The sequence below is a fragment of the Mesorhizobium sp. B2-6-1 genome (genome assembly GCF_006440475.1).
GTDB lineage: Bacteria > Pseudomonadota > Alphaproteobacteria > Rhizobiales > Rhizobiaceae > Mesorhizobium.
This window is the reverse complement of sequence record NZ_VFUH01000004.1, coordinates 417540-437006: the sequence shown is the minus strand read 5'-3', so window position 1 is coordinate 437006 and position 19467 is coordinate 417540. Positions and strand designations below refer to the sequence as shown.

Below are 19467 nucleotides of genomic sequence, written 5' to 3'. Positions count from 1 at the left end.
CTGGCTAGTTCCCGGCGCTCGCCATGCGTCGCCCCTTGATCGCCTTTTCCAGCCAGCCGATCTCCATTTCCGGAACCGAGGACAGCAGGAGGTCGGTATAGGCATCGAAAGGCGGTGTGAGCACCTTGCTTTTGGAACCGTAACGGACCACCTCGCCGCGATACATCACCGCGATCGAATCGGCGATCGACCTTACCGTCGCAAGGTCGTGGGTAATGAAGAGATATGCGACCTTCTCGTGCTGCTGCAGGTTCAACAAAAGCTTGAGAATGCCGTTGGCCACCAGCGGGTCGAGCGCCGAGGTCACCTCGTCGCAGATGATCAGCTTCGGTTTGGCGGCGAGCGAGCGGGCGATGCAGACGCGCTGCTTCTGGCCGCCCGACAGCTCCGCCGGATAGCGGTCGAGGAAGCCTTTGCCCATCTCGATCTCGTCGAGCAATTCGGCGACGCGCCGGTCGCGCTCACGTCCCCGCATGCCGAAATAGAACTCCAGCGGCCGGCCGATGATGGTGCCGACGGTCTGGCGCGGGTTCATGGCCACGTCGGCCATCTGGTAAATCATCTGCAGCTGCCGCAGATCCTCCTTCGGCCGGTCGGCAAGCCGGTTGGCAAGCGGGCGCCCGTCGAAGGTCACCGTGCCCTGTTCGGGCGGCAGGAGCCCTGTGATGGCGCGCGCCAGCGTCGACTTGCCGGAGCCGGACTCGCCGACCACCGCCAGCGTCTGGCCGGGATAGATATCGACGGAGACGTTCTTCAGCACCTTGACATGACCGCCGCCATAAGCGGCGGTGACGTTCTTCACGGACAGGAATGGCGAGACGCCGGGTTTCTGCTCGGCGTGTTCGATCTCATGCACTGACACCAGAGCGTTGGTGTACTCCTGGCGCGGCTCCTTGATGATCTGGCGGGTGCCGCCCCATTCGACCAGCCGGCCGTGGCGCAGCACCATGATCTCGTCCGACACCTGGGCGACGACGGCGAGGTCGTGGGTGATGTAGAGCGCGGCCACATGCGTGTCGCGGATGGCGTCCTTGATCGCCGACAGCACGTCGATCTGCGTCGTCACGTCGAGCGCCGTCGTCGGCTCGTCGAAGACGATCAGGTCCGGTTCCGAGCACAGCGCCATCGCCGTCATCACACGCTGCAGCTGGCCTCCGGAGACCTGGTGCGGGAAACGCTCGCCGATGGTTTCGGGATTGGGCAGGCTCAGCTTCTTGAACAGCGCGACGGCGCGTTTCTCGGCCTCCGCGCGCGTCGCCCTGCCGTGCAGGAGGGTGGCTTCGACAACCTGGTCCATCAGCCTGTGCGCCGGGTTGAACGCCGCTGCCGCCGACTGCGCGACATAGCAGACCTCGCGGCCGCGCAGCCTGCGGAAACCTTCCTTGCCGCCCTTGAGGATGTCGCGGCCGTTGAGGAGCACCTCGCCGCCGGTGATGCGCACGCCGCCGCGCCCATAACCCATCGAAGACAGGCCGATGGTCGACTTGCCGGCACCGGATTCGCCGATCAGGCCGAGCACCTTGCCCTTTTCCAGGGTCAGCGAGACGTCATGGACGAGCGTGATGGTCTTTGGCGCTTCGCCCGGTGGGTAGACCATGGCCTCGATGCGCAGGTTGCGGATATCGAGGAGCGGGCTGGATTTCGCTTTGCTGTCGGCCATCATCCGCGTCCTCCCTTCAGGCTTGTCGTGCGGTTGAGCACCCAGTCGGCGACGAGATTGACCGAGATCGCAAGCGCCGCGATCGCGGCCGCCGGTATCAGCGCCGCGGCAATGCCGAAGACGATGCCGTCCTTGTTTTCCTTGACCATGCCGCCCCAGTCGGCATCCGGCGGCTGTACGCCGAGGCCAAGAAAGGAGAGCGTCGACAGGAACAGCACGGCATAGATGAAGCGCAGGCCGAGTTCCGAGACCAGCGGCGACAGCGCATTGGGCAGGATCTCGCGGAAGATGATCCAGGCGCTGCCTTCGCCGCGCAGCTTGGCGGCTTCGACATAGTCCATGACGTTGATGTCGACGGCCACCGCGCGCGACAGGCGGTAGACGCGGGTCGAGTCAAGAATGCCCATCACCAGGATCAGCGTCACCAGGTTTGTCGGCAGCACCGAGAGCACGACAAGGCCCATGATCAGCGTCGGGATCGACATCAGGAGATCGACGAGGCGCGACAGCAGCGTGTCGAACCAGCCGCCGAACACCGCCGCCGAAAAGCCGAGAATGGCGCCAAGCGAGAAGGACAACGCCGTGGCGAGCACTGCGATGAACAGGGTGATGCGCGCACCATAGATCATGCGCGACAGCAGATCGCGGCCAAGGTTGTCGGTGCCCAGCCAATGCGCGGCCGACATCGGCTCCCAGACGTCGCCGACGATCTCGCCATTGCCGTGCGGCGCAAGCCACGGCGCGAAGATGGCCGCCAGCACGAACAGGGCCGTCAGCACCAGGCCGACCAGCGCGGGCACGGGGATGCGTTTGATGTCGAGCATGCCCGCCCTCTTCATTTGGGATGCCTCAGGCGCGGATTGGCGACGATTGCCGCTATATCAGCGATGATGTTTAGGCCGATATAGACGGCGGCGAAGATCAGTCCGACCGCCTGCACCACCGGCACGTCGCGCTTGGTGACGTGATCGACCAGATACTGCCCCATGCCGGGATAGACGAAGATCACTTCGACCACGACCACGCCGACGATCAGATAGGCGAGGTTGAGCATGACGACGTTGATGATCGGCGCGATGGCGTTCGGGAAGGCATGTTTGCGGATGACCGCGAAAGCCGAGAGCCCCTTGAGCTCGGCAGTCTCCACATAGGCCGATTGCATGACGTTTAGGATCGCCGCGCGCGTCATGCGCATCATATGGGCAAGCACCACCAGCGTCAGCGCCGCCGCCGGCAGCGCGATCGCCTGCATGCGTTCACCGAAAGGCATGCCGTCATAGACGGTCGAGATGGCGGGGAACCACTGATGCTGAACCGCGAAGTAGAAGACCAGCAAGTAGCCGATGAAGAATTCCGGGAAGGAGGTCGAGGCGAGCGCCAGTCCCGAGATCAGCTTGTCGACCCAACCATTGCGGTAGCGCACCGCGATCAGACCAAGCGTTATGGCCAGTGGAATGGCCACGATCGCCGCCCAGAAGGCGAGGAACAGCGTGTTCCACAGCCGGCCCTTGATCGATGTCGCGATGTCCTGTCCGCTCGACATGGCGGTCCCGAGATCGCCGGTCAAAACACCGCCGAGCCAGCGGAAATACCTGATATAGGCCGGATCGTTGAGCCCAAGCTGCTCACGCAGATTGGCGAGCGATTCCGGTGTCGCCGACTGCCCCAGGATGGCTTGCGCGACGTCGCCGGGCAGGATCTGTGTGCCGGCGAAAATCAGGACCGAGACGGCCAACAAAAGGAGGATGCCCAGCGCAACGCGCTGGGCCACCAGTTTCACGATGGGTGAGGACATCTGGGCAAGGCCGGCTCAGGCTTCGAGCCAGCACTTTGCCAGGGCATAGCCATTCATCAACTCCTGGTGCGGATCGTCCACCCAGCCGCCCACCTTGGCGCCGGTGGCGTCGATGAACTGGTTGAACATCGGCAGGATCAGGCCGCCTTCGTCGCGCACCATGACGGCCATGTCGTGATACATCGCCTTGCGCTTGGCCTCGTCCAGCTCGGCGCGCGCCGCCAGCACCATCTTGTCGAAATCCGGGCGCTTGAAACGCGTGTCGTTCCAGTCGGCGGTCGACAGGTAGGCGGTCGAATACATCTGGTCCTGGGTCGAGCGTCCGCCCCAATAGGAGGCGCAGAAGGGCTGCTTGTTCCAGACCTCGTTCCAGTAGCCGTCGCCCGGCTCGCGCTTGAGCTCGATCTGGATGCCGGCCTTGGCCGCGCTCTGCTGGAAAAGCTGGGACGCGTCGACGGCCCCGGGAAAGGCGACGTCGGAGGTCCTGAGCAGCACCGCACCGTCATGCCCCGACTTCTTGTAGTGGAACTTGGCCTTGTCCGGATCGTATGTGCGCTGCTCGATCTCGGTGAACAGCGGGTAGGCGGCATTGATCGGGAAATCATTGCCGAGCGAACCGTAACCGCGCAGCACCTTCTTCAGCATTTCTTCGCGGTCGATCGCCAGCTTCAGTGCCATCCTAAGGTCGTTATTGTCGAACGGAGCCGTATTGCAGTGCATGATGAAGACGTAGTGGCCCGGTCCCGCATGGTTGCGGATGGTGACGCCCGGCACGCGTTTGATCAGGTCGACGATCTTCGGCTCGACGCGGTTGACCATGTTGACCTGGCCGCCCTGCAGGGCGGCCGTACGGGCCGTAGCGTCGTTGATGACGATGATCTCGATCTGGTCGGCATGGCCCATCTTGTCGCCCTGCCAGTAATTGGCGAAGCGCTCGCCGCCATGGCGCACGCCGGGCTCGTTGGTGGTGACCTTGTAAGGGCCCGCCGAGATGCCGGCATCGGCCTTGTCCTTGCCGCCATTGGGCTGGACGATCAGGTGGTAGTCGCTGAGCAGGTAGGGCAGATCGGCATTGGCCTCCTTCAGCGTCAGCACCACTTCCTTGCCGCTGGCCTTGATGCTTTCGATGCCTTTCATGTAGCCGAGCGCGCCGGACTTCGACTTCTCGTCCGAATGACGCTCGAGCGTGGCGGCGACGTCTTCGGCGGTCACCGTCTTGCCATTGTGGAATTCGACGCCGTCGCGGATCTTCAGAGTCCAGACCTTGGCATCGTCGGACGAGCCGATCTCCTCGGCGATGCGGTTCTCGAGCTTGCCCTCTGGGGAAAGCTCGACGATCAGTTCGCCCCACATCTTGCCGAAGGCGAACGGCACCTGCGTCATGAACAGGGCTGGATCCAGGCTGTTGGTGGACTCGCCGCCAACCAGGCCTGCCTTGAGCGTGCCGCCCTTGACCGGGCCGGCTGCGCGCGCCGCGCTCGAAAGCAGTGAGTTGGCGAAGGTCGCGGTGACGCCGAGCGCTGCCGCCCGGCCGAGAAAATCACGACGGCTGAGCTTGCCTGAGGCGACGCGTCGGCTAAGGAATTCCAGTTCGTTTGACATTTTGAGTTCCTCACTCTGTTGGTTCGACCTTAGTGGTCGTTTTCTTGTTTCTTGTGAGGGGAATAATGACCGCAAGGGAAAGCGGTAAGCAAGACCGAATGCGACATGCCGTGGCGTAAATGGCACGTCGCAATTGGACCAATGCCTTGCCGCTCAAACAAGCGAGCGCGGAACCGCCTGTTCAAAATCGCGTTCGAAGACGAGTTTTTCGCCTTCGTAAGCTTCAATTCGGGCGCTTACGATGAAGTTTTTGGCGTCCGAGCGTATTTCGGCCGATGTTTCGGTGCGCACCGACCATCCGCTTCGCGACAGGGTTTGCGTCCAATGCGTCCGTCCCCCAGCCGACAACGGATCGTCCGGATGGATCGTCCAGGTCTCGCGGGCGATGCTGCCGTTCGCCAGGCCATGTGCAAGATCGCGCACCTCGCCGAAATCGTCTTCTATGGAAAGCGTGACGATGCCGGTCTTCTCGTCGCGGTCGACGCGGCGTTCCGAATTGGCCGGGCGGATCGTCTCGGTTGCCCAGGGGGAAGCAGCCTCCGGCGCGGCGAACGTGACCTCGTCGCCCGTCGCCAGCGGGCGCAGCGGCAGCTTCAGCGTCGCCGCCGACAGGCTCAGGCGGACCGGCTCCGGCGAGGGCCAGATCATGGGCCAATAGGCGTTCGAGACGGCTATGCGCAAATGGTGGCCGGCCGGCACGCGATAGGCGCACTGGTCGAGCACGACGCGTGCCGAAACGCTCTCGCCGGGGACAAGCGCTTGCGGGAATTCGTGCGAGAGGCGATGCGTCAGGTTGAGCACGCCATAGGAGATCAGTTCGGAGGCGCCATCGGGATGCACGTCGCAAAGCCGCACCGCGATGTTGGCCTGTGGGCGGTCGCAGGATAACCGGACGTCGACTTCCGGTGCGCCGACGACGTCGATCGCCTCGGCGAGTTCCGGCTGGTCGAAACACACCGACAGCGCGTCGTCGGGACGCTGGTCGCCCGGCAATTCCGGGCCGAAGGTGAACGGGAAATACTCACCGCCGGCCAGCCCACAGCTTTGCGGCGAAGCGATGGTGACGGATTTACCGCCCGCCGGGATCAATTCGATCGTTTGCGTCTTGATGTCGGGCGAAGGCCACTGCCGCTCCGCCACCCAGCGGCCCGGCCGTTCCGGATGCCAGCGCGCCGGCCGCACGCTGTCCATCACATAGGCGCGGTAGGCCGGGTCGGCCTCGACGCCGGTCTCGACGCCCTTTAGCCAGCGGTCCCACCAGCGTAGCGCTTCCTGCAGGAAGCCGATTGCCGGCTGGGGCCCGGCATAATGCGGGTATTTGTGGATCCAGGGGCCGACGATGCCTTTGACCGGCGCCTCGATGTTGGCGACGAGATGCGAGATGGTGTTGCGGTAGCCGTCATGCCAGCCGCCGATCGACAGCACCGCGGCCTTGACGGCGGAGAAATCCTCGCAGATCGAGCCGCGTTTCCAGTAGGCGTCGCGGTGCTGGTGGCCAAGCCAGAGCGGCAAAAGGAACGACTGGTTCTCCAGTCGGCTGAGCCACAGGTCGCGCCATCTGTTGTCGCCCGCCAGCAGCGGGTCCGGCGGCCGTGACGAATAGGACAGCATTGTCGAGGCCCAGCCGAAATTTTCCAGCAGCAGGCAGCCGCCCTTGTAGTGGATGTCGTCGGCATAGCGATCAACGGTCGAGCACAGGCTGATGACCGCCTTGAGCGCCGACGGCTGCATGGCTGCCACCTGCAGGCAGTTGAAGCCGCCCCAGGAAATACCCATCATGCCGACATTGCCGTTGCACCAGGGTTGAGCCGCCGCCCAGGCGATGACGTCGCAGGCGTCCTGCAACTCCTGCTCGGAATATTCGTCGTCCATCAGCCCTTCGGAATCGCCATTGCCGCGCATGTCGACACGGATCGAGGCATAGCCGTGGCCGGCGAAATAGGGATGCGTCAGCTGGTCGCGAAAGATGGTGCCGTCGCGCTTGCGGTAGGGCAGGTGCTCGAGGATGACAGGCACCGGATCGTCGCCGGCATCTTCCGGCATCCACACCCGCGCCGACAGCCGGCAGCCATCCGGCATAACGATGCCCATATCAGGGAATTCGACGACCTTGCGGGGAAACTCGGTGACGGTTTTCATGGCGCGCATAACGCCTCGCGGCGCGGCAAGTTTCAATCGCCATTCGCGACTGGAGCAGTGGAATATGCGACCTGTGCCGCTGCTTGGTGCCCTCAGTTCAGCGGAATGTCGTTCTCGGCCTTGTTGGCCTGGTAGTCGCCAGAGAGCGCTTCATAAAGTGCTGCAATCTTGCCGATGCGCGCCTCCAGCCGCCCGCGTTCCGCCTCGGGCAGCGCCCGCACCAGCCTGCGGATCGAAAAGCTCTTCCAATAGGCGTTCTCGGCATTGTAACCGCCGGGATCGAGGGTGAAGACCTCTTTCAGGATTTTCAGATCGTGCGGGATGGCAAAACTGTCGCGCGAATCCTCGTGGCTGAACAGATAGTAGAAATTGTCGAAACCGGTCCAGGTGATCGCCGACAGGCAGAGCGAACAGGGCTCGTGCGTGGCCAGGAAGATGGCCTCCTTGGTGTCGACACGTTCGGCTTTGGGCATTTCGTAGAAGCGTTTCAGGCAGTGCACTTCGCCATGCCAGAGCGGGTTTTCGATCTCGTTGTTGGTTTCGGCCAGCACCAGCGAGCGGTCGCCTTTCTTCAGGATCGCCGCGCCGAACAGCTTGTTGCCATGGGCGACGCCTTCCTGCGTCTTCGGCACGATGTCGTGCTCGATGACGTCGAGCAGGCGGTCGATCAGCGAAATGTCGGTCATCAAAGGATCTCGTCGGGGAGATGAATCTCGTAGGCGTGCGAAAAATGGAATTCTTCGAGATTGGAGCCGTCGCCGCCACGGTCGACGATCAGGAAATCCTGGGGCTCACCCAATGGCGTCAGTACGCCGTGCCATAGATTGCGTGAATAATTGATGCCTTGCCCTGGCTTGGTGATGAAGGCATGCGGCTCGGCCGGACCGTCCTTGCCGTCATGACAGACGACGACCAGGAACGGTCGTGGCGACAGCGGGATAAAGGCCTGGCTGCCGAGCGGGTGACGCTCGACCATGGTCAGCGCCAGCGGCAATTCGTAAGGCGTGCCGCGCACCATCGAGATCAGCACGCGCGCATTCGGCCCCACGGCCTCGGCGGTCGCCAGATCATGGTAGCGCTCGGCCTTGCCGCCATTGATCGGGTAGTGGTTGTCGCCGCCCATGTCGATGACATCGCCGAACGGGGCAAAGCCCTCGCGGGTCAGCGGCCGCGCGACGATGCGGGTCACGGCGCACGCCCTACGATCCCGGCACTGCCGAGCTTGGCGTGCCGGTTGACGTCCTTGTAGAGCAGATAGCGGAATTTTCCCGGTCCGCCGGCATAGCAGGCCTGCGGACAGAAGGCGCGCAGCCACATATAGTCGCCGGCCTCCACCTCGACCCAGTCCTGGTTGAGCCGGTAGACGGCCTTGCCTTCCAGGACATAGAGCCCGTGCTCCATGACATGGGTCTCGGCAAAGGGAATGACCGCGCCCGGTTCGAGGGTGACGATGGTCATGTGCATGTCATGGCGCATGTCGGCCGGATCGACGAAGCGCGTCGTCGCCCAACGGCCGTCGGTACCCGGCATCGGCGTCGGCCCGATGTCCTGCTCGTTGGTGAAGAAGGCTTGCGGGACCTCGAGGCCGCTGACGGACTCATAAGCCTTGCGTATCCAGTGAAAGCGGACAGCCGCATTGCTTTCGTTGCGAACAGTCCAGCCGCTCGACGGCGGCAGGAAGGCGAAGCCGCCCGGCCGCAAGACATGTCTTTCGCCGGCAAGCAGGACGGTCAGTTCGCCTTCGACCACGAACAAGGCGCCCTCGGCGCCGGCATCGGGTTCCGGCCGGTCGCTGCCACCGCCGGGCGCGATCTCGACGATGTACTGCGAAAACGTCTCGGCAAAGCCCGACAGCGGCCTCGACAATATCCAGACGCGGGTCTTGTCCCAGAATGGCAGGGCGCTGGTGACGATGTCCTGCATCACGCCCTTGGGGATGACGGCATAGGCCTCGGTGAAGACGGCGCGGCCGGTCAGAAGCTCACTCTGGCCGGAATGGCCGCCATGTGGAGCATAATAGGTTCGCTCGGGCATCCTGATCGTATCCATGGGTTCAAACCTATTGCGGAAGCATGTCCTTGAGGCGGAAGAGCGCGATGCGCTCGACCTGTTTGCAGGCGGTCTCGAATTCGACGCCGCGGCTGTTGCCGATGCGCCTTTCGAACTCCGCCAGGATTTCTTGCCTGGTCTTGCCCTTCACCGCGACGATGAACGGGAAACCGAAGGTGGTGACGTAGGCGGCGTTAAGCTTGGAAAACAGCTCGCGCTCCTTGTCGGTCAGCGCATCGAGGCCGGCCGAAGCCTGTTCCCTGGCTGATTCCGCCGTCAGCCGCCTGGCCCTTGCCAGCTTGCCGGCAAGGTCTGGATGGGCGTTGAGCACGCCCAGCCGCTCCGTTTCGCTTGCGGCGCGGAAAACGCGGCAGAGCGCATTGTGCAGGCCGCCGGCGCTGTCGTGCGCCGGGCCAAGTTCCAGCTCGTAGGCGCGCTCGGCTATCCACGGCGAATGTTCGAAAACGCCGCCGAAAGCATGCACGAAGGCCTCGAATTCCATCCTCGAAGGGCGCAGCACCGGCTGCTTGTATGGATGGGTCTCGCGCCAATGCCTGGCGATGTCGATACGCCGCGCCAGCCAGACCTTGTCGTGCGACTTCACATAGTCGACGAAGCGCTTCAGCGCCGCCACCCGCCCCGGCCGCCCGACGAGGCGACAGTGCAGGCCGATATTCATCATGCGCGGCCGCCCAGCCTTGCCTTCGGCATAGAGCGTGTCGAAACTGTCCTTCAGATAAGCGAAGAACTGGTCGCCCGAGTTGAAGCCCTGCGGCGTGGCGAAGCGCATGTCGTTGGCATCGAGCGTGTAGGGGATGATGAGCTGTGGCCTGTCGGTCCCGTCATCCGCGAACCAGTAGGGCAGTTCGTCGTCATAAGTGTCGGAGACGTAGTCGAAGCCGCCTTCCTCCGCCACCAGCCGCACGGTGTTGACCGACGTCCGGCCGGTGTACCAGCCCGTCGGGCGCGTGCCTGTCACTTCGTAGTGCAGCCGGATCGCCTCCTTGAGGTCGCGGCGCTCGTCCTCGGCGCTGTGGTCGCGGTAGTCGATCCATTTCAGCCCGTGCGAGGCGATCTCCCAGCCGGCATCCTGCATCGCCGTCACCTGATCGGGCGAGCGGGCGAGTGCGGTGGCGACGCCGTAACAGGTCACTGGCACCTCGGCCTCGGTGAACAGGCGAAGCAGCCGCCAGAAGCCTGCCCGCGCCCCATATTCGTAGATCGATTCCATGTTCCAATGGCGTTGGCCCGCCCAGGGAGCCGCGCCGACGATTTCCGACAGGAAGGCTTCCGAAGCCTTGTCGCCATGCAGGACGCAGTTCTCGCCGCCTTCTTCGTAATTGACGACGAATTGCACGGCCACATGCGCGCCACCGGGCCATTTGGGATCCGGCGGATTGGCTCCGTAGCCGCGCATGTCTCTGGTGTAACGCATCGTCCCTCCCACGGGGCATCGCCCGAAGTATGATCAGGATATCGAAAGGGTGCTTCTCGCATTCCCCCGAAAATTTTTGAAAGTGTTTTTGTCGCACTCCGCTCGACCGGGACTTATGCATCGCCTTTAATTGGCGCACAATTCATCAGCAATGTTTGGCTGTACCGGCCGGTTTGTTCGTATTGGAATGGGAGGCGGACAATGGCAGAAACGTCGAAAATCGATGGCGGGCGTCTGACGACCCATGTCCTGGATACGGCAACCGGCAAGCCCGCGGCGGGATTGTCGATCGCGCTCTACCGGATCGATGGCCCGGCCAGGACGCATCTGAAGACGGTCGCCACCAACGCCGATGGCCGTTGCGACGCACCGCTTTTGGCCGACGCGGATTTCCAGACCGGCGAATACGAGCTGGTTTTCGCCGCTGGCGACTATCTGCGGCGCCAGGGAACGAAACTGCCCGAGCCGGCCTTCCTCGACACCGTGCCGATCCGCTTCGGCATGGCGGATGCCGTGCACTATCATGTGCCGCTGCTCGTCTCGCCCTACGGCTATTCGACTTACAGGGGGAGCTGAGACGTGGCCGAGGTCAAGATCCGTAACGATATTCGTGTTATCCTCAACGGCAGGGATGTCGTGCTGTCATCCGTGGCGCCTGACGCGACCTTGCTCGACTGGCTGCGGCTCGACCGATCGCTGCGCGGCACCAAGGAAGGCTGCGCAGAGGGCGATTGCGGCGCTTGCACCGTGCTGGTCGGCAGGCTTTCCGCCGGCGAACTGGTCTATGAAAGTGTCAACGCCTGCATCCGCTTTCTGGGTTCGTTGGACGGCACCCATGTCGTGACGGTCGAGCATCTCCGTGGAACGCCGGGCCAGTTGCACCCGGTGCAGCAGGCGATGGTGGATTTCCACGGTTCGCAATGCGGCTTCTGCACGCCAGGTTTCGTCATGTCGCTTTACGGCTTGTGGATGAAATCACCGGAACCGTCGGACGCGGCCATCGAAAAGGCCTTGCAGGGCAATCTCTGCCGCTGCACCGGCTATGAGGCGATCATGCGCGCGGCTCGCGCCATCTCCAGCTACGGCAAAGCACAGAAGGATCCGCTGGCGCTGGAGCGTCAGTCGATCATGGCCAGACTCGAGGCGATGGGCGACGGCGCACGGATCGAGATCGGCGCCGGCAAGGCGCGGCTCGTCGTGCCGGCTGACGTTGACGATTTCGCCGCCGTGCTCGACAAGGAACCGGGCGCCACCATCGTCGCCGGCTCGACCGATGTCGGTCTCTGGGTGACCAAGCACATGCGCGATATTTCGCCTGTCATCTTCATCGGCAATCTCGACGGGCTGTGCGCCATTGCCGAGGACAAGGACGTGATCTCGATCGGCGCCGGCGTCACCTATTCCGATGCCTTCGCGATGCTGTCGAAACGCATCCCGGCGCTCGGGCCATTGTTCGATCGCATCGGCGGCGAACAGGTGCGCAACATGGGCACGATCGGCGGCAACATCGCCAATGGCTCGCCGATCGGCGACACACCGCCGCCATTCATCGCGCTCGGCGCGCGGCTGACGCTGCGCCGTGGAAGCAAGCGGCGCACGATCCCGCTCGAGGATTTCTTCATCGCCTATGGCAAGCAGGACCGGCAGGCCGGCGAGTTCGTCGAGGCCGTGCATGTGCCGGTTCCGGCAAACGAAACGAAGTTCGGCGTCTACAAGATCACCAAGCGCCGCGACGAGGATATCACCGCCGCCCTCGGCGCGTTTTTTCTGACCTTGGCCAGGGACGGCACCGTGGCCGATATCCGCATCGCCTATGGCGGCATGGCGGCGACGCCGAAGCGGGCTGCGGCGGTCGAGAAAGCTCTGCTCGGCAAACCCTGGACCGAAGAAACAGTCGAGGCGGCGATGACCGAATACGCAACGGATTTCACGCCGCTCACCGACATGCGGGCAAGCGCTGAATATCGGGCTTTGGCGGCGAAAAACTTGTTGCTGCGTTTCTTTGTCGAAACCACCGGCACCAGGGCACCGTTCCAGGTGTCGCGCAACGAGGCGGCATGATGAACAAGCACGCCAGCGCCAATTTAAAGGCCGAAAAGATCGTCGGCGGCGTCGCCACAGACCAGCGCCATGATTCCGCGCACAAGCATGTCAGCGGCAGCGCCGTTTACATCGATGATATGCCCGAACCGGCGGGCACGCTGCATGGCTGCCTCGGCTTGGCCACGGCCACGCATGCCGCCATCGCCAAAATGGACCTGTCGGCGGTGCGCGCCGCCCCCGGCGTGATCGACGTGCTCACGGCAAAGGATGTGCCGGGCGAGAACGACATTTCGCCGACCGGGCGCCATGACGAGCCGGTACTCGCCGACGGCAAGGTACAGTTTTTCGGCCAGCCGATCTTTTGCGTGATTGCCGAGACGCGCGAGCAGGCGCGGCGCGCCACGAGGCTGGCAAGGGTCGAATACGAGGAATTGCCTTTCGTCACCGACATCGGCGCGCTTGATCCGAGCAAGGACAAACTCGTCACGCCGCCTCTGACGCTGAAGCGCGGCGACGCGGCTGCTGCGATCCGTCAGGCCCCCCGCCGGCTGAAAGGAAAAATGCGCGTCGGCGGCCAGGAGCATTTCTACCTCGAAGGGCATATCGCGATGGCGGTTCCCGGCGAGGATCAGGACGTCACCATCTATTCCTCGACGCAGCATCCGAGCGAAGTCCAGCACATGGTTGGTCATGCACTCGGCGTGCCGAGCAACGCCATTACCGTGGAAATGCGTCGCATGGGGGGCGGCTTCGGCGGCAAGGAAACGCAGGGCAACCAGTTTGCAGCGCTGGCCGCGATCGCAGCCAAGAAGCATCATCGGGCAGTGAAAATCCGGCCCGATCGCGATGACGACATGATCGCCACCGGCAAGCGGCACGATTTCCTCATCGACTACGAAGCCGGCTTCGACGATGAGGGCAATATTCTCGGCGTCGACTTCATGTTCGCGGCGCGCTGCGGCTTTTCTGCGGACCTTTCAGGCCCGGTCACCGACCGCGCGCTGTTCCACTGCGACAACACCTATTTCTGGCCGGCTGTGCATGCACAGTCGGCGCCGCTCTACACCAACACGGTCTCGAACACCGCCTTTCGCGGCTTCGGCGGCCCTCAAGGCATGGTCGGCGCCGAGCGTATCATCGACGAGGTGGCGTTTGCCGTCGGCAAGGACCCGCTTGAGATCCGCAAGCGGAATTTCTATGGAACCGCCGACCGCAACGTCACGCCCTACCACCAGGCGGTCGAGGACAACATCATCCACCGCATCGTCGCGGAACTGGAAGAAAGCGCCAGCTATGCAAGGCGCCGGCGCGAAATCTCGGCCTTCAACAACAACAGCCGCTTCATCAAGCGAGGCCTCGCACTGACGCCGGTCAAATTCGGCATCTCGTTTACCGCCACGCATTACAACCAGGCCGGCGCGCTGGTGCATGTCTACACCGACGGTTCGGTGCATCTGAACCATGGCGGCACCGAGATGGGGCAGGGCCTCAACGTCAAGGTGGCGCAAGTGGTGGCGCAAGAGTTCCAGATCGATCTCGACCAGGTGAAGATCACCGCGACGACCACCGGCAAGGTGCCGAACACCTCGGCCACCGCCGCGTCGTCCGGCACCGACCTCAATGGAATGGCGGCGCAGAATGGCGCCCGCCAGATCAAGGACCGGCTGACCGATTTCGCCGCCGAGAAATACCAGGTGCCACGCGACCAGGTGCTGTTCCTGCCCAACAGGGTGCGAATCGGCAACCAGGAGATACCTTTCGCCGACCTCGTCAAGCAGGCCTATATGGCCCGCATCCAGCTTTCGGCGGCCGGCTTTTACAAGACGCCGAAGATCCACTGGGACCGCGACAAGGGCGAGGGCCGTCCTTTCTATTATTTCGCCTATGGCGCCTCCTGCTCGGAAGTCTCGGTCGACACGCTGACCGGCGAATACATGGTCGAACGCACCGACATCCTGCACGAGACGGGCCGCTCGCTGAACCGCGCCATCGACCTCGGCCAGGTCGAGGGCGGCTTTATCCAGGGCATGGGCTGGCTGACGACCGAGGAACTGTGGTGGGATGACAAGGGCCGGCTGCGCACGCATGCGCCCTCGACCTATAAGATCCCGCTGGCGTCGGACCGGCCTAAGATCTTCAACGTGACACTGGCCGATTGGCCGGAGGCCGGTGAGCCGACGATCCATCGCTCCAAGGCGGTCGGCGAGCCGCCCTTCCCGCTCGGCATGTCGGTGCTGCATGCCCTGTCCGACGCGGTGGCAAGCGTCGCCGACCACAGGATCTGTCCACGTCTCGATGCGCCTGCGACACCGGAACGCGTGCTGATGGCGATCGAGCGGCTGAAGAAAGAGGCGAAGACCTGACTCCGGCAAAACGTGCAAAACAGGCCGAAAAGGCCTATATTTCCCGACAGGGAATGTAAAAAATGAACACGACTGTGCAAAGCCTGAAAGCCTTTCTTGGCCAAACCGGCCGGGTCGCGCTCGTCGAGGTCGCGGCGACGAAGGGCTCGACGCCGCGCGAGAAGGGCGCCTTCATGCTCGTCTCGCAAGCAGCGACATCGGGCACGATCGGCGGCGGCCAACTGGAATATATGGCCATCGACAAGGCACGGCAGATGCTGGGCTCTTTACCCTCCTCCTTGCGGGGAGGGTCGGCGAGCGGACGCCGCGAAGCGGCGTCAGCGAAACGGGGCGGGGGAGCGGCGTTCACAGATCCCTCGACGACGACGTCGTCCAACCCTATCCACAAGGGGGAGGGTGAAGAGACCCGCCCCGACGCCCACGTGATCCTCGACGTGGCGCTCGGTCCGGAGATCGGCCAATGCTGCGGCGGGCGCGTCGAGGTGTCGATCCGCCTCGTCGATGCGACGTTGGCGCAGGAGCTGATTTCGGCCGCGGAAATCGAGCAGGCTGAACTGCCTTATGTCTACATCTTCGGCGGCGGCCACGTCGGGCAGGCGCTGGCCTCCGCGGTAGCGCTTCTCCCTGTGCGTGCCGTTGTCATCGAAACACGGGCCGACGCGCTAGACGGAATGCCGGAAGCCGTCGAGACGCGGCTGACCCCGATGCCTGAAGCCGAGGTGCGCAACGCGCCTGCAGGCAGCGCCTTCGCCATCCTCACCCATGATCATGCGCTGGACTTCCTGATTGTCGCCGAAGCCCTGAAGCGTGGCGACACCGCCTATGTCGGCATGATCGGCTCGAAGACCAAGAAAGCGACGTTCAGGAACTGGTTGCTGAAATCGGCGGAGGGTACGGAAGCGCAGTTTGCCCGCCTCGTTTCCCCAATTGGCGGTGACGCCGTGAAAGACAAGCGCCCATCCGTCATTGCCGCGCTAGCGGCCGCCGAGATCATGACGGCGCTGGTCAATCACGGCGCCGCGTCAAATGCCGGACGTCAGATGCCGCATGATAGGACGTTGGCCGGGTAAGGTCACGTCGCGGCTATACCGGTTGCTTCAAGCCCAGATGATCGCGCAGTGTGCGGCCCTCATACTCCCTGCGAAACAGGCCGCGCCGCTGCAGCTCCGGCACAACTAGGGTGGCGAAGGCATCGAGTTCGCCGGGGAAATATGACGGCATGACGTTGAAGCCGTCCGCCGCACCGCCCTCGAACCGGGCCTGGAGTTCGTCTGCGATCTGCACCGCGGTCCCGACGATGCGCCAATGGCCGCGTGCGCCGGCGAAATGGCGGGCAAGCTGGCGGATGGAAAGGCCGTCGCGGCGCGATTGCTCGATGACCAGGGCCTGCCGGCTTTTCATGCCTTCGCTCTCCGGCAATTCGGGCAGCGGCCCGTCGAGCGGATAGCGCCGAAGATCGGAGATGCTGAGATAGCTGGACAGCAGCGCTACGCCGACGTCATCGGGGATCAGCTCCTGCAGCTCCTCGTATTTCGCCCGCGCTTCCGCTTCGGTTTCCGCCACCACCGGGGCGACGCCGGGCATGATCTTGATGTCGTCCGGTTCGCGTCCATAGGCCGCCAGACGGCCCTTGAGATCGTCGTAGAAAGCCTTCGCTTCCGCGAAAGTCTGCGCGGCGGTGAACACCACATCGGCGGTGCGAGCGGCGAGATCGCGGCCGACATCCGAGGCGCCGGCCTGAACCATGACCGGGGCGCCCTGCGGCGAACGCGGCAAATCGAGTGGATCGCACACCGAAAAGCTCTGGCCGTCATGGCCGGAGGCGCCGAGCTTGCCGTGCCAAAGCCTGGTGACGACTTCGGCGAATTCTCGTGCCCGTTCATAACGATCGGCGTGGGGTCTGAGACCCGTTGCGCCGAAGTTGGCGGCCTCGATCGGGCTGGCCGACGTGACCAGGTTCCAGCCGGCGCGCCCGCCGCTCAGCTGGTCGAGCGAAAGGAAGGTTCGTGCCAGCCCGTAAGGCTCGTTGTAGCTGGTCGAAGCCGTGGAGACGAGGCCGATGCGGCTGGTCTGGACAGCGAGTGCGGAAAGCAGGCTGATCGGCTCGAAGCCGATCGAACGCGAGGTCTGGCTGGCGATGCTGACATCGGCTTCGCGCAGGCCGGCCGCATCCTCGCAGAACAACAGGTCGAATTTCGCCGCTTCCGCCGTGCGCGCCAGCGCGACGTAATGATCGATGTCGATCCCGGCCTTCACATGGGCCTGGGGATGCCGCCAGGCGGCGATATGGTGGCCCGTCGCCCACAGAAAGACGCCGAGCTTCATCTGGCGCGCGGTCATCGGTCGCCTCCGCCGCTGAGTCCCAGATGCGAGCGCAGCGTTGTGCCCCCATGGCTCTGTCGAATCACGCCGCGCCGCCGCAGCTCCGGCAGAACGCGATTGGTGAAATCGTCGAGCGCTGAAATGTGCGCGGACAGCCGGATGTTGAATCCGTCGCAATTGTTCGCCCGGAATTCTTCCTCCATCCTGTCGGCCAGCCCGGCGACGCCGTTGGCGGCGAGGGATATGTCAGCCAATATTCTCACGGCATCCGGTTCGCGCCCGGACGCGGAAACGCGGCGCCTGAATTCGTCATGGCGTGCCCTGCGCCGCGCTGCCTGCCTTTCGTCCAGCAGGATGACATCGGCTGTGCGCGCGGCAATGTCGAGGTCGCCTGCCGCCAGGCCGGACAGGACCAGAACCGGCGTATCCTGCGGCGAGCGCGCCACGTTCAGCGGTCCGCGCACGGCGAAGAATTCGCCCTTGTGGTCGAGTTGGTGCATTTTTCCGGGATCGTGAAAGCGGCCGCTGTCTTTGTCGAACAACAGCGCGTCCGCCTCCCAGCCATTCCACAAGCCCTGGACGATGCCGATGTATTCCTCGGAGCGGCGGCGAAACTCGTCGCTGGAAAATCCATCCGGCCGGCTGAAATTGGCCGCCTCGCTCGGCGCCTGCGCCATCGTTGCGTTCCATCCGGCGCGACCGTGGCTGATGATATCGAGCGAGGCGAACCGGCGCGCCAGATTGTAGGGCTGGTGGGCAACCATCGACGCGGTGGCGACCAGCCCGATCCTGCTCGTCACGGTCGCCAGTGCGGCAAGCAGGGTCGTCGCTTCGAACGGGTTGCCCGACCCGGCCCTGCCCGGCGGCGCATCGTCGAGAACAATCATGTCCAGCCCGGCCGCTTCCGCCCGCTGCGCGAAGCCGGCCAAGTCGCTGAAGGTGAGCGCGCCGGCCTGCCCGGCCGTGGAGGCAATGTTGAGCGAAACGGTGAGATGCATTGTGGCTAGCTCGTCAGTCGGCGCAAAGCCCATCGGCCATGAGGCGGCATCCGCGAACCTAAGTTCGCCTTCGCGCAAGGCAACCCTTGCGACTGGGCCAGGAGCCGCTCACTTGCCGACCAGTATGTCCTTGATCAGCCGCTGGCAGCGCTCGGCCATGAAATCCAGCAGCAGGCGCACCTTCGGGTCCTGCAGCTTCTTGTGCGGATAGACGGCGGCGAACTGCACCGGCGTCGGCGGCGTGCCGGCCAGGATGATCCTCAGCCGCCGGTCGCGGATGAACGGCTCGACCTCGAAGCGCGGCTTGTTGATGATGCCGCGCCCCGACAGCGCCCAGCCGGTCAGCACGTCGCCATCGTCCGTATCATAGGGCCCGTGCACCTCGAATTTCTGCGGTCCGTTCGGCGTCTGCAAGGTCCAGACATATTCGCGCGCGCCGGAATAGCGCAGCATCAGGCAATCGTGCTTCCTGCTGATCAGTTCCTGCGGCTCGGCCGGCTCTCCGCGCGCCTCCAGATATTTGGGTGCCGCCACCAGCACCCGCTCGCATTCCATGATGCCGCGCATCCTGAGGCTGGAATCTTCGATGATACCGAGTCGGAAGGCGACGTCGATGCCCTCTTTCATGATATCGACATTGTGATCCGAGAGCCTCAGCCGCACTTCGATATCAGGATATTTGTCGTGGAAATCGGGAATACCCGAGGCGACCAGGCGGCGGCCGAGGCCGAGCGGCGCGGTCACGCGGATGGTGCCGCGCGGCTGACCGGAAAGGGCCGAAACCGCGGCCTCCGCCTCGGTGATCGCTTCCAGCACCTGCTTGGCGCCGGTGTAGAACACCGTGCCATGCTCGGTCGGCATCAATTGTCGTGTCGTGCGGTTGAACAGCCGCACACCAAGGTGCTTCTCCAGCTCCTTGATTCGGTTGGAAGCAACCGCCGGCGAAATGCGCATGTCGCGCCCGGCCGCCGACAGATTGCCGAGCTCGACCACGCGGACGAAGACGGCGATGTTGTCGAGATAGGCCATGCGGTTCAGGGGCTTTCAATCAAGCTGTGTGC

General features: G+C 63.9%; 16 protein-coding genes. 4 read left to right on the top strand and 12 right to left on the bottom strand.

Going from position 1 to position 19467, the window contains the following annotated elements:
• Window positions 1–4: 4 nt before the first annotated feature.
• The 9 genes from FJ443_RS12415 to puuE form a co-directional block, all read right to left on the bottom strand.
• Window positions 5–1660: an ABC transporter ATP-binding protein gene (locus tag FJ443_RS12415; protein ID WP_140501254.1), complete on the bottom strand. Its 1656-nt coding sequence runs from the start codon at window positions 1658–1660 to the stop codon at window positions 5–7.
• Entirely contained in the window at window positions 1660–2484 is an 825-nt protein-coding gene (locus FJ443_RS12410) for an ABC transporter permease (protein ID WP_140512801.1), read from the bottom strand. Before FJ443_RS12410 ends, FJ443_RS12415 begins: the two co-directional genes overlap by 1 nt.
• Window positions 2485–2495: 11 nt before the next feature.
• A complete protein-coding gene (locus tag FJ443_RS12405) occupies window positions 2496–3455 on the bottom strand; it encodes an ABC transporter permease (RefSeq protein ID WP_140512803.1) in 960 nt (319 codons plus the stop codon).
• 15 nt (window positions 3456–3470) lie between these two features.
• Window positions 3471–5057, bottom strand: coding sequence for an ABC transporter substrate-binding protein (locus FJ443_RS12400; protein WP_140512805.1), 1587 nt, complete (start codon window positions 5055–5057; stop codon window positions 3471–3473).
• Between the two features lie 153 nt (window positions 5058–5210).
• A complete protein-coding gene (locus tag FJ443_RS12395) occupies window positions 5211–7196 on the bottom strand; it encodes a CocE/NonD family hydrolase (protein WP_140658474.1) in 1986 nt (661 codons plus the stop codon).
• A 92-nt stretch (window positions 7197–7288) separates the two neighbouring features.
• The gene (locus FJ443_RS12390) at window positions 7289–7882 is read right to left on the bottom strand and encodes a nucleoside deaminase (protein ID WP_140501182.1); all 594 of its coding nucleotides are present in this window, start codon (window positions 7880–7882) and stop codon (window positions 7289–7291) included.
• Entirely contained in the window at window positions 7882–8385 is a 504-nt protein-coding gene (locus FJ443_RS12385) for an ureidoglycolate lyase (RefSeq protein WP_140512809.1), read from the bottom strand. The genes FJ443_RS12390 and FJ443_RS12385 overlap by 1 nt, the downstream gene beginning before the upstream one ends.
• Entirely contained in the window at window positions 8382–9245 is an 864-nt protein-coding gene (locus tag FJ443_RS12380; RefSeq protein ID WP_140664225.1) for a bifunctional allantoicase/(S)-ureidoglycine aminohydrolase, read from the bottom strand. The genes FJ443_RS12385 and FJ443_RS12380 overlap by 4 nt, the downstream gene beginning before the upstream one ends.
• Before the next feature lie 10 nt (window positions 9246–9255).
• Window positions 9256–10680: an allantoinase PuuE gene (puuE, locus tag FJ443_RS12375; RefSeq protein ID WP_140658468.1), complete on the bottom strand. Its 1425-nt coding sequence runs from the start codon at window positions 10678–10680 to the stop codon at window positions 9256–9258.
• Window positions 10681–10881: 201 nt separating this feature from the next.
• Between puuE and uraH the strand changes: the two genes are divergently transcribed.
• The 4 genes from uraH to xdhC all read left to right on the top strand — a co-directional run bounded on the left by uraH (window position 10882) and on the right by xdhC (window position 16156).
• Window positions 10882–11256, top strand: a complete 375-nt coding sequence (uraH, locus tag FJ443_RS12370; RefSeq protein ID WP_140501174.1) for a hydroxyisourate hydrolase — start codon at window positions 10882–10884, stop codon at window positions 11254–11256.
• Between the two features lie 3 nt (window positions 11257–11259).
• Window positions 11260–12741: a xanthine dehydrogenase small subunit gene (gene xdhA / locus FJ443_RS12365; RefSeq protein WP_140658467.1), complete on the top strand. Its 1482-nt coding sequence runs from the start codon at window positions 11260–11262 to the stop codon at window positions 12739–12741.
• Window positions 12741–15086 (top strand): xanthine dehydrogenase molybdopterin binding subunit, encoded by a 2346-nt coding sequence (xdhB, locus tag FJ443_RS12360; protein ID WP_140658494.1) that lies wholly within the window; start codon window positions 12741–12743, stop codon window positions 15084–15086. Before xdhA ends, xdhB begins: the two co-directional genes overlap by 1 nt.
• 62 nt (window positions 15087–15148) lie before the next feature.
• Window positions 15149–16156: a xanthine dehydrogenase accessory protein XdhC gene (xdhC, locus tag FJ443_RS12355; RefSeq protein ID WP_140664222.1), complete on the top strand. Its 1008-nt coding sequence runs from the start codon at window positions 15149–15151 to the stop codon at window positions 16154–16156.
• A gap of 13 nt (window positions 16157–16169) precedes the next feature.
• Here the strand turns inward: xdhC and FJ443_RS12350 are convergent, their stop codons facing one another.
• From FJ443_RS12350 to FJ443_RS12340, 3 genes are all read right to left on the bottom strand, one after another.
• A complete protein-coding gene (locus FJ443_RS12350; RefSeq protein WP_140558763.1) occupies window positions 16170–17426 on the bottom strand; it encodes an LLM class flavin-dependent oxidoreductase in 1257 nt (418 codons plus the stop codon).
• Window positions 17423–18406 carry an LLM class flavin-dependent oxidoreductase gene (locus tag FJ443_RS12345; RefSeq protein ID WP_140558762.1) on the bottom strand — a complete coding sequence of 328 codons (984 nt, stop codon included), beginning with the start codon at window positions 18404–18406 and terminating at the stop codon, window positions 17423–17425. Before FJ443_RS12345 ends, FJ443_RS12350 begins: the two co-directional genes overlap by 4 nt.
• A gap of 108 nt (window positions 18407–18514) precedes the next feature.
• A complete protein-coding gene (locus FJ443_RS12340; protein ID WP_140558761.1) occupies window positions 18515–19435 on the bottom strand; it encodes a LysR family transcriptional regulator in 921 nt (306 codons plus the stop codon).
• Window positions 19436–19467 lie beyond the last annotated feature (32 nt).